Source organism: Pseudomonas sp. D8002 (assembly GCF_013385695.1).
Lineage (GTDB): Bacteria > Pseudomonadota > Gammaproteobacteria > Pseudomonadales > Pseudomonadaceae > Aquipseudomonas.
In genome coordinates, this window is record NZ_JACAPM010000037.1 from 16274 (window position 1) to 29186 (window position 12913).

The following is a 12913-nucleotide window of genomic DNA, read 5'->3' on the forward strand; positions in this document are numbered from 1 at the left end:
CGCGATTCGTTTCCAAATATGTTGCGTCAGTTGATGCGTGGATGTTGCTGCACCAGGTTTTCACGCTTGGCTTCCAGCTCGGCGATTTGCGCGTCGATATCTTCGATCTTCTGCTCGATATTGTCTTCGTGCTCCTGCAGCAGCTCCTTGGCTTCCTCGATATCCGACGCCGCCGGTGCCGCACCGCGCAGGGGTTTGTTGGCGGTTTCCTTCATGGTCAGGGCGGTGAAAAGCCCCAGTACGGCGAACACCATCAGGTAATAGGCCGGCATGTACAGGTTGTTGGTGGTCTCCACCAGCCAGGCCATGGCGGTTGGCGTGAGGCCGGCAATCAGGATCGAGATGTTGAAGGCGCTGGCCAGCGCGCTGTAGCGGATGTGGGTAGGGAACATCGCCGGCAGGGTGGACGCCATCACGCCGATAAAGAAGTTGAGCACCACCGCAATGATCAGCAGCCCCGAGAAAATCAGCCCGAGCTTGCCGCTGTTGATCAGCATGAACGCCGGAATGGCGAGAAAGAACAGCGCGATGCTGCCGAACAGAATGAAGGGTTTGCGCCCGATCTTGTCGCTGACAAAGCCAATCATCGGCTGCACGAACAACATGCCGACCATGATCGCGATGATGATCAACACGCCGTGGTTTTCGCTGTAGTGCAGGTTGTGCGACAGGTAGCTCGGCATGTAGGTGAGCAGCATGTAGTACGTGACGTTGGTCACCACCACCACGCCGACACAGGTCATCAGGCTGCGCCAGTGCTTGGTGGCGACTTCCTTGAACGAGACTTTCGGGCCGCCCGCCAGGCCTTCGCGGTCACCTTGTTCGAGTTGCTCCACGTGCTGTTGAAAGGCCGGTGTTTCTTCCAGGGCATGACGCAAGTACAGCCCGATCATGCCCAGCGGCAGGGCGAGGAAGAACGGCAGGCGCCAGCCCCAGGACTGGAAGGCGTCTTCGCCGATTACCGCCGAAATCAGCACCACCACGCCCGCGCCGAGCACGAAGCCGGCGATGGAGCCGAAGTCCAGCCAACTGCCGAGGAAGCCGCGCTTGCGGTCCGGGGCGTATTCGGCGACGAAGATCGAGGCCCCGGTGTACTCACCGCCCACCGAGAAGCCCTGGGCCATCTTGGCCAGCAGCAACAGGATCGGCGCCCAGATGCCGATCGAGTCATAGGAGGGGATCAGCCCGATGGCGAAGGTGCTCAGGGACATGATCACGATGGTCGCCGCCAGGACCTTTTGCCGGCCGTATTTGTCCCCCAGCCGGCCAAAGAACAGGCCGCCCAGCGGGCGAATCAGGAACGGCACCGAGAAGGTCGCCAGGGCCGCGATCATTTGTACGCTGGGAGACGCTTCGGGGAAGAACACCTTGCCCAGCACATAGGCGACAAAGCCATACACTCCGAAGTCGAACCACTCCATGGCATTGCCCAGCGCAGCGGCGGTGATCGCCTTGCGCATCTTGGCGTCGTCGACGATGGTGATGTCATCCAATCCAATCGGATTGACGGTTTTCTTGCGTGATTTCATGGGAATACTCAGCCGCAGGTCCATTTCGATGCCACTGTTTTGGTGGCATGCGCTTAATGGGTCAGATACATGCGGACACTGAATAATTCACCACTGGCTGGATTTTTTTGTTAATGGCCCGGCAAGGATTAACTGATCCGCTCGCCCCCCAGGGAATCACGCTGCATCGACTGCAGGTTTTTCTCGATGGTTTCGCAAAGGGCTTCCATCTGGATCTGGTGCTCGCTGTCGCGGAACGGGCTTTGCAAATCGGTGCCGATGCGTTCGATGGCCAGCAGCATGAAGCCCACCACCGTGGACGCCAGCGGGGTGAACCAGCCCAGGGATTCCACCAGGCCCACCGGCACGATCAGGCAGAACAGCGAGATGAACAGCCGTGGGAAATACACGTAAGGGTAGGGCAGCGGCGTATTGGCGATGCGCTCCATGCCGCCCTGGCTGTTGGACAAATCCACCAGAGTCGACTCCAACCGTGCCAGGCGAATGCTGTCCAGGCGCCCGGCCTTGTATTCCTGGGCCAGCAGGGCTGCGGAGCCGTTGATGATGTCGTTGGAAAAGTTATTGGTACTGGTGCTGCGGGCGAACTCGTTGGCCGGCAGGAAGGCGCGGATTTCTTCCGGGCAAGGCTGGCCCCGCAAGTGCGCCGCCAGGCAGTTCACATACGCCACGTGACGGCGCAGCAAGGTCGCCTTTATCGGGTTGACCTCATTGTCCGGGTCATCCAGCAGCGTCAGCACTTGCCGGGCGAAGCTGCGGGAATTGTTGACCATCGCCCCCCACAACGTGCGTGCCTCCCACCAGCGGTTGTAGGCGCTGCTGTTGCGGAAACTGATCAGCACCACCAGCGCCGAGCCGAGCAGGGTGAGCGGCATCAGCGGCAGGTTGATCTTGCTGTTGAGGAACAGCATGAAGTCCACGGTGACGGCGATATCCCAGAGCAGCAGCCAGAACAGCGCCCAGCCTACATAGCCCATGGTCTTGATGATCAGGCGGTATTTTTTGATGATGGCAGCTTTCAAACGGAAACCTCACGGCGAGCGGTAAACATCAATGCCCTAGCTCGGACGGTGTTTACCGGGTAAAGGTTCGCCGGCGGGCCGGGTCTTCAGGCCTGGAATGTCAGGACAAAGCGGTTTTCGCCCTGGGGCTTGCCGTCCGGTGCGGGCTGGTCGGGCACGAAACCGCAGCGGGTGAGGACTTTTTGTGAGCCCACATTCTCGGGGTACACGTACGCCACCAGTTGGGTCAGTGCCCAGCGCGCCTGTGCCTCGCGGATCAGATGGTTCAGCGCCAGGGTTGCCAGCCCTTGCCCGCACGAGCGCTCACCCACGCGGTAGCCGACTTCGGCAGAGCCCTTTGGCGAGTCGATGCTTTTCAGGTTGGCGCGACCGACGATTTCGCCGTTGGCGTCTTCGATCACGAACGGGTGCCATGTGCCGGTGGCCAGGCCTGATAGATAACCGTCAATATGCTCGGCGACGCCCTGCACCGAGTAAAACGATGGGTCGCGCGCCTCGATATGCGACTCGAACCAGTCACGGTTACGGGCTTCGAAGGCCAGCAATGCTTCAGTGTCCGTACTGCTCAGCTCGCGAACGCGAAATGACGTCATTGCTCGAATCTCCAGGGTTGTTCTGTCCATTTAGTCATGTTTTCGTCATAAAGGCGTGTGAAATTTGCCTGCCAAAAATATGAAATCATGGAGTTTTTCCGATGAGGGTAGTCACCTCCGGCTCGGCGTATCTGGACATCGATGCATACGCCTGCTGCATTGCGTATGCCGAGTTGTTGAATCGTCAGGGAATCGAGGCGCGTGCCGTCAGCAGTGCTCCACTGAATGCCAGCATCTCCAGGACCGTGCTCGGCTGGCTATCATCATTGGATGACTACCGACCCGGGCCCGGCGATGAGTTTGTGATGGTGGATATCTCGGACTTCCACCACTTCGACCCGGTGGTCGTGCTCGATCAGGTGGTGGAGGTGATTGACCATCACCCGGGGTTTGAAACCTATTGGGCGCAGAGGCTGGGAAGTGCCGCAGACATCCGTTTGATCGGTGCAGCAGCGACGCAGGTTTTCCTGCGTTGGGAAGCGGCCGGTTTGTTGCCGCTGATCAGTGAGCACAGTGCCGCGCTGCTGGCCACGGCAATCCTGGACAATACCCTGAATTTTACCGGGCAGTTGACCACCGCGGCGGATGTTCGGGCTTATGAAACCCTCGCGCTGCTGGCGAAACTCGCGGCAGACTGGCCTGAGCGGTATTTCTCCGAGTGCCAGGCCACTATCGAGTCAGACCTTGCAGGCGCGTTGGCGGGTGACCTGAAGTGGCTGAAAGCCGACAGCAACCTGCCGCAGGTTTTTGCGCAGATGACGGTGTGGGATGCCGGTGCGCTGATCCGAAAGCATCGCTCGACCATCGCTGATTGGCTGGCGGCGCAGGGGGAGGACTGGCTGGTGAATCTCATCAGTATCCGCGAGTGCAGAAGTTATTTCCTGGCTGAGCCCAAGGTCAGCCAGGAAAAACTGAGCCAGTTGCTTTCCATCGACTGGCAGGCTGGGATGGCGGTGCTGGATCGTTCGCTGTTGCGCAAGGAACTGGTAAGGCTGGCGGCCACTGATTGACGGCGTTCACCAAAGTGACGTTCCTCTTTGAAGAACCCGCAATACAATGGCCAGGGTATTACCGAAAAGGAACGGCAGTTGAACGAACACACATTGTCCATGCGCCTTGAGCGCGTGGCGACGCACGTCCCCGCCGGGGCGCGCCTGGCGGATATCGGCTCCGACCACGCCTACCTGCCGGTGGCATTGATGCGCCGCGGCGCCATCGTGGCGGCGGTGGCGGGCGAGGTGGCCCTGACGCCGTTTCGCGCAGCCGAGCGCACGGTGCGCGAGAACGAGCTGGAGCAACACATCACCGTACGCCTGGCCAGTGGCCTGGCGGCGATCGAGCCGGGAGACGGGATCACCGCGATCAGCATTTGCGGCATGGGCGGCGAGACCATCCGCGACATCCTCGACAGCGACAAGGCGCGCCTCAACGGCCGGGAGCGCCTGCTGCTGCAGCCCAACGGCGGCGAGCAACCGTTGCGCCAATGGCTGATGGAGAACGGCTACCGCATCGTGTGCGAAGAGCTGCTGCGGGAGAACCGATTCTTCTACGAAATCATCGTTGCCGAGCACGCCGGGCCTGTGACCTATACCGCCGAAGAACTGTACTTCGGCCCGCTGCAAATGCAGGCCCGCAGCCCGGAATTCCTGCTCAAGTGGCAGCGCATCCTGCGCCACAAACAGCAGACCCTGAGCGACTTCACCCAGGCGCGGCAAGCGGTGCCCGAGGACAAGGTGCAAGAGGTCGCCCAGCAGGCGCGGTGGATCGCAGAACTGCTGGCGTGAGGGTCAGCCTGCGAGGGTGTTCAGCTCTGCGAGTACCTCATCCGAAAGATCCAGCTCGCCCACCGCGATGTTTTCCCGTAGATGGGTGACCGAGGACGTTCCCGGGATCAGCAGGATATTCGGGGAACGGCGCAGCAGCCATGCCAGGGCCAGTTGCATCGGGGTGACGCCGAGGCGCTGTGCGACGTTCGACAACACCGCTGACTGCACTGGCGAGAACCCGCCCAGCGGGAAGAATGGCACATAGGCAATGCCGTCCCGGGCCAATTCGTCGAGCATCGCGTTATCGTGTTGGTGGGCGATGTTGTACAGGTTCTGGACGCACACGAAGCGCACGATTTTTCGCGCCTCGGCGACCTGCGTCGGGGTAACGTTGCTGATGCCGATATGGCGTATCAGGCCCTGTTGTTGCAGCTCGGCAATGGCACTCAGGGGTTCCTCGATCGAGCCTTCGGCAGTGCCCATCACGCCGTGCATGGCCCGCACATTCACCACGTCCAGCACATCCAGGCCCAGGTTGCGCAGGTTGTCGTGCACGGCCTGGGTCAGCTCGGCCTTCGACGAAGCGTTGAACCAGGCGCCATCGTCGCCACGGCGGGCGCCTACCTTGGTGACGATCGTAAGATCGTCTTTATACGGGTGCAGTGCCTCACGAATAATCTGATTGGTGACATGCGGCCCGTAGAAGTCGCTGGTGTCGATATGGTTCACGCCGCAAGCGACGGCCTCGCGCAGTACGGCCAGCGCTGCATCACGGTCCTTGGGCGGGCCAAACACGCCTGGGCCGGCCAGTTGCATGGCACCGTAGCCGATGCGGTTGACGGTGCGATCGCCGAGATTGAATGTGCTGGTGGTCATGGTCGGAGCTCTTGCTTGACGGGAGGAAGCCTATAATATGAAGGATCCTTCAGGTTTAGAATTCGCATTCCATGAGCCCTCTCAAAGCGTCGTTAAAGCCAAGAAAATCAGCGGTCCAGGCCCGGTCGGCGGCGACGGTGGAAGCGCTGCACACGGCAACCCTTCAGGTTTTGACCGCTCAGGGCCTGGTGCGCTGCACCACGACCCGCGTGGCCGAGCGGGCGGGCATGTCGGTGGGCAGTCTCTATCAGTACTATCCGAACCGCGATGCACTGCTTGCTGCGGTATTGGAGAAGCATCTGGTGCAGGTGGCCGAGACCGTCGAGCAGGCGTGCGATCAACACCAGGGCACCACGGTGGCGGAAATGGCATCGGGGTTTGTCACGGCTTTTCTCGCCGTGAAGCTGATGGACCCGACGGCGTCCAAAGCCCTGTATGCCATCGCAGGTGAGCGGGGCGGTGCGGAGCTTGTGGCGCGGATCAACAAGCGGGTGGTGGCCGCGATTGCAGCGATGTTGGCGACGGCGTCGGATGCCCGGTTTGAAGACCCATCCCTTACCGCCGCCATCTCGCTCAGCGCGGTGGTGGGACCGGTTCGGGCGTTGCTTGAAGGCAATGCATCTGCGGCCTTTGAAGCCGGCCTGGAACAGCAGGTGACCCGCATGCTGCGAGCTTATCTTCAAACCTATCAGTCACTTACGTAAACCGTGTTCAGGGTATTTTGCAGCGCTGCTTCGCACTAAAGTCACATCCATGGGTCCATAAGCCCCGCAATCGAACTTTGAAGATTTAACCCATGCACCTACGCAAAATTGCAGTTGGGCTGTCGGCCCTTGTTTTGCTCTCCACCGGGGCGCAAGCCCGTGGCCTGCTGGACCTCATCACACCGCCTCAATCCCATACCTCTCGCTCGGGCTCCATCAGTCAGGGCGCGGCCCTGGGTCTGTATTCAAGCCAACAGAAAAAGCCATCGTTCGACAGTTGCGCCGACCTGTTCCCGGCCGCACAACCGATCAACACGGCCACCGTGCCGGCCACCATGAAACCCCTGGCGCTGTGTTCCGACAATTTCGCGGTGCTGTACTCGCAAACCAGCAAGACCCCGCTGGTGGTGGTCGAACGCCTGAATGCCGGCCAGTTGAAGGATGCCAAAGGCGAAGAACGCACCAACCAGTTCTACCCCGACCCGCGTATTCCCAAAGGCGCGCGCGCCGAGTTGAGCGACTACCGTGGCCAACACCCGGCCGTGGACCGTGGCCATCAATCCCCGGCGGCGGATGCGCCGAGCACCAACGCCATGGCCCAGTCCTTTGCGCTGTCGAACATGGTCCCGCAAGACCCGACCAACAACCGCAAGATCTGGAGCAAGGTCGAGGCGGACGTGCGCAAGTTTGCCAAGCGCGCCGACGGCAATGTGTTCGTGTTCACCGGCCCGTTGTTTGACCCGGGCTACAGCACCATTGGCGACAACAAGGTCTGGGTGCCGACTCGCCTGTTCAAGCTGGTTTACGACGTGTCGTCCAAGCGCGCCTGGGCGTATGTTCTGCCCAACGCTGAAACCCGTATCGAGAAGCCGATGGACTACGCGACGTTTGTGAAAACCACCGGGCTCAAGTTGCTCGGGAATTTGCCGGTGACGGGGTCCGTCGGGCGTACTTGACGGCCTGAAACCGGGTGCGTCACTTGCCCTTTTTCAACGTCTTCAAGCGCAACGTTGCGCGCTGCACAGCGGCCATCTTCTCTGGCCGCTTCATCTTTTTCCATTTACGAATATCGTCCTTGGTGCGTCCACAACTCACGCACAGCTCACCACTGAGCTGGCAGGTTGAGACGCACGGGTTCTCGATATCTTTAGCCAAGGCTTTACCCCTTTACCGCATACAGTTTGAGCAGGCGCAGGCGCCAATTGCCGCCATGCTGCAGGTGGCATTCTTCCTCGGAGTCGAAGCGCACGTAGCGGTGCGAAGAAGGGCGATCCACCCCGGCATCCTCCAGCGCGGTGGCCGTCAGCTCGCGCATGCGCAGGTCCAGTCCGGTAGAAAGGGCCAGTTCCCGGTTCGCCCTGGTATCGAATACCCAGATGACCAGCAGGCTTTGGGCAAAGGCCTGATAGTCGACTTCGTGGGTCAGCCAGTCGAAGCCGGTGATTTCGGCTTTCGCGATCTCACAGGCTTCGGTCAGGGTCGCGACCAGGCGACGTTCGATGCGTGCGCTGTCGCGTTTGCTTGAAGACATGGGGAGTCCTTGAGGAGCGAGGAGGGTGATGATACGCGAGAGATCTACTGAGGGAGCTGTCGAGCTTTAGCGAGGCTGCGATGGCGGACTGGCAGGCGACATCTTTATTGCCTGACAGGACCTCTTCGCAGCCTCGCTGAAGCTCGACAGCTCCCACACTGGATTCGTGTTGCCCTTCAGATATTGATCGTTCCCACGCTCTGCGTGGGAATGCCACCTCGGACGCTCTGCGTCCAGCTGACGATGCAAGGCTCAAGCCCTGCGCAGGGGTGACGCGGAGCGTCACAGGATGTATTCCCACGCAGAGCGTGGGAACGATCAACTGTGCGAGCCTGCGAAGATCAACTGAGGGAGCTGTCGAGCTTTAGCGAGGCTGCGATGGCGGACTGGCAGGCGACATCTTTATTGCCTGACAGGACCTCTTCGCAGCCTCGCTGAAGCTCGACAGCTCCCACACTGGATTCGTGTTGCCCTTCAGATATTGATCGTTCCCACGCTCTGCGTGGGAACGCCGCCTCGGACGCTCTGCGTCCAGCTGACGATGCAAGGTTCAAGTCCTGCGCAATGGTGACGCGGAGCGTCACAGGATGTATTCCCACGCAGAGCGTGGGAACGATCAACTGTGCGAGCCTGCGAAGATCAACTGTGGGAGCTGTGTTGCCCATCACATATTTTTAGGCCGATCCAGCTTGCGCGTCATGGTGTACACCGCCACGCCGGCCGCCAGGATGCCCGAGGCCGCGCCGACCGCCAACGCCCAGCGCGGGCCAAGATGGTCGGCCACCCAGCCCACAATCGGTGCGCCAATCGGTGTGCCGCCCAGGGCCACGCCCACCCGCAGGGCGATTACCCGGCCGCGCATGGAAGGTTCGGTGGTGAGTTGCATCAGGCTGTTGGTGGTGTTGCTGAAGGTCAGGGCGCCCACGCCGATGATCACCAGCGCCCCGGCGAACAACCAATAGTTCGGGGCAATCGCCGCCAGCGTGCAGCCTACCCCGAACACCAGCGCGCCGATCAACAACGCCTTGAAGTGTGGCCGCTCGCGACCGGCTGCGAGCAGCGCCCCGGCAACGGTGCCGATGGCCAGGGTCGACGTCAGCAGGCCATAGCCGCGGGCATCGGCGTGGAACACGGTGACGGCCATGGTCGAGATGAAGATCGGAAAATTCATGCCGAAGGTGCCGATCAAGAACAGCATGATCAGGATCGCCATCAGGTCCGGCCGCGCCCACACATAGCGCAGGCCTTCAGTCAGGCTGCCCTTGGTGCGCAGCGCCCGCAGGCTGGTGTGCAGGCCGGAAACCCGCAGCAGAAACAGCGAGGCCAGCACCGCGAAAAAACTCGCGCCATTGAGCAGGAACGCCCAGCCGGTGCCCACCGATGCGATGGTCACGCCGGCCACCGCCGGGCCAATCATGCGCGCCATGTTGAACGAGGTGGAATTGAGCGCGATGGCATTGGACAGGTCCGCTTCGCCCACCAGCTCCGCCACGAATATCTGCCGCACCGGTGCATCGAAGGCCGACGCGCAGCCGGACAAAAACGCGAACACATACACGTGCCACAGCTGCACGATGCCGGTCAGGGTAAACACCCCCAGCATCAGCGCCAGCACGCCCATCACGCCCTGGGTGACCATCAGCAGCTTGCGCTTGTCGTAGTGATCGGCGGCGAAGCCGGTCCAGGGCAGCAACAGCAATTGCGGTCCGAACTGCAACGCCATGACGATGCCGACGGCCGACGCGTTATGCGGCGTGAGCTGGGTCAGCACCAGCCAGTCCTGGGCCGTGCGTTGCATCCAGGTGCCGATATTCGACACCAGGGCGCCGGCGGCCCAAATGCGGTAGTTGACGCTGCGCAGCGAGCGGAAAATGCCCATCGAACTCACACCGGCCCTGAGGAATGACCACCGTTGAAGCGCCCGAAATGCTGCGCCAGGAATACACTCAGGGCCAAGGCCCCGAGCCCGAGGGCGAGCACATCAGCGGTGTTTTTGAGATCGAAGTCCCCGACCCGGCAGACCAGCACGTAGCCGATCACCAGGTTGAGAAAACCCCAGAGCACATTCAGCGTCGAGGAGGACCGCCCCTGGCCGCGCGGCTTGGCAAACGGCGTCTGGAAGGACTGGCCCATCAAGCCACTGAGGCAATGGGGCAGCGCGTTGGCGAGCAATACGCCGCCGAAGAAATAAGACACCAGCTCATGCCATTGCATCGTCACGCCCCCCTTGTTTCAAGCAAGCCGATGATCTCTTGCGCCGTGCCGGTTTCCCCCAGCTTCGGGAATACCTGGTTCAGGCTGTAGTGATGGGCCTCGGCGTTCGCGTCGGTCATGGCGTCGACGGCCAGGGTCACGTTGAAGCCGGCCTCGTAGGCCTGGCGCGCGGTGGACTCCACGCCGGTTCCGGTAGCAACGCCGGTGATCACCACTTGGGTCACGCCGAGTGCTTTGAGTTGCGCCTCAAGATCGGTGCTGGCGAAGGCACCCCAGGTGCGTTTGGTCACCCCAATGTCGCCGGGTTGCTGATCGAGTTCGGGCAGCAGGTCGGCCCATCCCGGTGGAAATACATCGCTGCGCCGTGGCCGCTCGGTGCGCCCAGGGGCGAAGCCTGTGACGTTGACCAGCACCACCGGCATGCCGCGCTCGCGGAACGCGTCGAGCAGTGCACGGGAGCGTTCCACCACGGCGCCGATGGGGTGGATGAACGGGTATTCGGCGATGCCTTTTTGCAAGTCCACGATGATCAGCGCGGTGTTGGGATCCAGCAAGGTGACGGCCATGGGATGTCCTCGAACGGATAGGGGGCTCAAAAGTCGGCGAGGCGCTCCAGCAGCTTTACCGCTGCCGCGAGTTCAGCTTGTTCTTCGGCAGACAGTTGCTCCTGCAGCGCCCGCAACAGCCAATCGTCCTTGGCTGCCCGGCTGGCGATCAGGTGCTTACGAAAGCCGGGAGTCAGCTCGATCAGGGTTTGGCGCCCATCGCTGGGGTCGGGTTTGCCCCTGATCGCTTTCATCGTTTCCAGCCCGGCCACGGTGATGCGCATGGACTGCGGCCGCACGCTCTCCGCCCGGGCCAGGGCCGAGACGGTGCTGGGCCCGTCTCGGTCCAGGCGCAGCAGCACCGACTTCTGGGCGGAAGTGAAATCGTTCGGATGGGTTTGTTCCCGCAGCCGGCGTATCAGCTTGCCCAGGGAGATGCGCAGCTCGGCAGCCAGGGCGGCGGATTGGGTTTCGGAGGTGATGGAAGGTTTGTTCATGCTCGGACATTAGCATGCGTGCAGAAAAACTGTACAGTTTAGCTGTATGAAATTTTTGTCATAAAAGCCCGCGTCAACGGTCCTTTTGCCGGGGCGTTACTTGGTGTCGCGGCTGGGCGTGCTGTCGTTCATGGACCGGGATGGTGCAAGACCGAATGCTATGTGGGTGACCGATTGTTGGGCGTGGATGATGAACGGGTTCTGCAACTGTTCACGGACTTGATGAGCCGCGCATTGACCTGATCGACATGCATGCGCGGCTTTTTCCCGGCCTATCAAGTGTGTTGATAGCGGTACTCCTGAGTCACCCCTTCATAGCCGTAGGCACTGGCCCGGCAGTCGATGATGTGCACATTGGAGTGCGGGTGCAGGTTGCCGATCAACTCCGCCAACAGCGTGTAGGCCTCACGATGAAAACGCGCCTTTTGCGCCTTGGTGTTGGTCTCATCGGTCACGGTGACTTCCAGGCGGAATGCGTTGCGCCCGTGTTCGGCCAGCGAGCGGTTATGAATGAACCACTGGTCGTGCGGCACAAAATCGAGAATCAGCAAGGTCTGCTCCGGGCGTTTCTCGAGCACTTCACAGGTCAGTGCAGTGAGCTGCGGGACGAGCTGGCGGACCAGTTCGGGATTGCGTTCTCCGGAGATTTTCAGGGTGATGCCTGGCATGGCGAATTCCTCGTAAGGGTAGGGTGAGGTGCCAGATTAAGAAAATTATTCGGATCTGAAAAACGGGAAGATATAATGATATCTATCGGAAAAAACGCAGGTTAGACATGCGCCCCTTTGACCTTGAGCAACTGCGCTCCTTCGTCACCATCCTGGAATCCGGCAGCCTTTCGGCGGCCGCGCCCAAGTTGTGCCGTTCCCAGTCCGCGCTCAGTGAGCAACTTCGCAAGCTGGAAACCTTCACCGGCGTGACGCTGCTGGAGCGCGGCAAAAAAGGCGTGAGCCCCACACCTGCCGGAGAGCGCCTGCTGGCACATGCGCGTGAATTGCTCGCGCTGAGTGACTGCGTGCTTGAGGATATGCGCGGCGTAACCTTGAGCGGCGAACTGCGCCTGGCCATCACCGACTATTTTTTGCCGAGCGCCATCGCGGGCATGTTGAAGGGTTTGCGCACGCGATATCCGCAGCTTCGGTTGCATGTTTCGGTGCGCAAGAGCCTGCAAATCGAAAAGGGCGCCAACAGCGGCGAATTCGACATTGGCCTGTCGATGCGCATCCTCGACGGTCGCAGCCTTCCCGAAGGCATTCCCGTACGACGAGAGGCCCTGCGGTGGGTGGCACTCAGTGGGTTCGACGCACAGCACGAACTCGTGGCGCCGCTGCCGTTGGTGGTACTTCCCCAGGATTGCAGCTTGCAGCGGTTCACCATCGACCTGTTGGATGCGCGCGGGGTGCCGTATGTCATTGCGCATTCCGCGTCCGGGGTGGCGGGCCTGCAATCGGCACTGCTGGCGGGGCTGGGTGTGGCGTGCCTGAACAGCTCGGCCGTGCCTGCCGGGGCCGAGGCATGCCGGTCGATTCAAACGCTTCCGGCGCTGCCCGATGTCGAGTTCAGCCTGTTACCGCCGCGTCCGGGAGAGGCTTCGCTGGTCAGTGCAGTGCGAGAAATGTTGATCACGCACTTTTCCTAG

The 12913-nt window shown here is 61.2% G+C and carries 16 protein-coding genes; 5 read left to right on the top strand and 11 right to left on the bottom strand.

All coding sequences use genetic code 11. The features are described 5' to 3' along the window. Positions 1-26: 26 nt before the first annotated feature. From proP to HX807_RS22040, 3 genes are all read right to left on the bottom strand, one after another. Positions 27-1529: a glycine betaine/L-proline transporter ProP gene (proP, locus tag HX807_RS22030; RefSeq protein ID WP_003207926.1), complete on the bottom strand. Its 1503-nt coding sequence runs from the start codon at positions 1527-1529 to the stop codon at positions 27-29. 128 nt (positions 1530-1657) lie between these two features. Further along, a complete protein-coding gene (locus tag HX807_RS22035; RefSeq protein WP_008433288.1) occupies positions 1658-2548 on the bottom strand; it encodes a bestrophin family protein in 891 nt (296 codons plus the stop codon). Between the two features lie 86 nt (positions 2549-2634). Next, on the bottom strand, positions 2635-3141 hold the full coding sequence (locus HX807_RS22040; protein WP_102605056.1) for a GNAT family N-acetyltransferase: 507 nt from the start codon (positions 3139-3141) through the stop codon (positions 2635-2637). 101 nt (positions 3142-3242) lie between these two features. On the opposite strand from HX807_RS22040, the gene HX807_RS22045 reads away from it, so the two are divergent. Then, complete coding sequence (locus HX807_RS22045; protein WP_102368488.1) at positions 3243-4151, top strand: bifunctional oligoribonuclease/PAP phosphatase NrnA; 909 nt, start codon at positions 3243-3245, stop codon at positions 4149-4151. A gap of 78 nt (positions 4152-4229) precedes the next feature. Beyond that, the gene (locus HX807_RS22050) at positions 4230-4925 is read left to right on the top strand and encodes a tRNA (adenine(22)-N(1))-methyltransferase TrmK (RefSeq protein WP_177051044.1); all 696 of its coding nucleotides are present in this window, start codon (positions 4230-4232) and stop codon (positions 4923-4925) included. A 3-nt stretch (positions 4926-4928) separates the two neighbouring features. Here HX807_RS22050 and HX807_RS22055 read toward each other — a convergent pair whose 3' ends face one another. Next, entirely contained in the window at positions 4929-5783 is an 855-nt protein-coding gene (locus HX807_RS22055) for an aldo/keto reductase family oxidoreductase (protein ID WP_008433296.1), read from the bottom strand. Between the two features lie 71 nt (positions 5784-5854). On the opposite strand from HX807_RS22055, the gene HX807_RS22060 reads away from it, so the two are divergent. Then, positions 5855-6487, top strand: coding sequence for a TetR/AcrR family transcriptional regulator (locus HX807_RS22060; RefSeq protein ID WP_023659027.1), 633 nt, complete (start codon positions 5855-5857; stop codon positions 6485-6487). Positions 6488-6579: 92 nt separating this feature from the next. Beyond that, entirely contained in the window at positions 6580-7443 is an 864-nt protein-coding gene (locus HX807_RS22065) for a DNA/RNA non-specific endonuclease (RefSeq protein WP_003207938.1), read from the top strand. 19 nt (positions 7444-7462) lie between these two features. On the opposite strand, the gene HX807_RS22070 is transcribed toward HX807_RS22065, so the two are convergent. From HX807_RS22070 to HX807_RS22100, 7 genes are all read right to left on the bottom strand, one after another. Next, positions 7463-7642 carry a DUF1289 domain-containing protein gene (locus tag HX807_RS22070; protein ID WP_003207939.1) on the bottom strand — a complete coding sequence of 60 codons (180 nt, stop codon included), beginning with the start codon at positions 7640-7642 and terminating at the stop codon, positions 7463-7465. 4 nt (positions 7643-7646) lie between these two features. Then, positions 7647-8018, bottom strand: coding sequence for a hypothetical protein (locus HX807_RS22075; protein WP_003207940.1), 372 nt, complete (start codon positions 8016-8018; stop codon positions 7647-7649). Positions 8019-8682: 664 nt separating this feature from the next. Further along, on the bottom strand, positions 8683-9897 hold the full coding sequence (locus tag HX807_RS22080; RefSeq protein ID WP_003214526.1) for an MFS transporter: 1215 nt from the start codon (positions 9895-9897) through the stop codon (positions 8683-8685). A gap of 5 nt (positions 9898-9902) precedes the next feature. Then, entirely contained in the window at positions 9903-10232 is a 330-nt protein-coding gene (locus HX807_RS22085; RefSeq protein ID WP_008438861.1) for a hypothetical protein, read from the bottom strand. A 2-nt stretch (positions 10233-10234) separates the two neighbouring features. Then, entirely contained in the window at positions 10235-10798 is a 564-nt protein-coding gene (locus HX807_RS22090; protein ID WP_003214524.1) for an isochorismatase family protein, read from the bottom strand. A gap of 26 nt (positions 10799-10824) precedes the next feature. Then, positions 10825-11274 carry a MarR family winged helix-turn-helix transcriptional regulator gene (locus HX807_RS22095; RefSeq protein ID WP_003214523.1) on the bottom strand — a complete coding sequence of 150 codons (450 nt, stop codon included), beginning with the start codon at positions 11272-11274 and terminating at the stop codon, positions 10825-10827. Between the two features lie 275 nt (positions 11275-11549). Then, a complete protein-coding gene (locus HX807_RS22100) occupies positions 11550-11942 on the bottom strand; it encodes a tautomerase family protein (RefSeq protein ID WP_003214522.1) in 393 nt (130 codons plus the stop codon). 107 nt (positions 11943-12049) lie between these two features. Between HX807_RS22100 and HX807_RS22105 the strand changes: the two genes are divergently transcribed. After that, entirely contained in the window at positions 12050-12913 is an 864-nt protein-coding gene (locus HX807_RS22105) for a LysR family transcriptional regulator (protein WP_134326054.1), read from the top strand.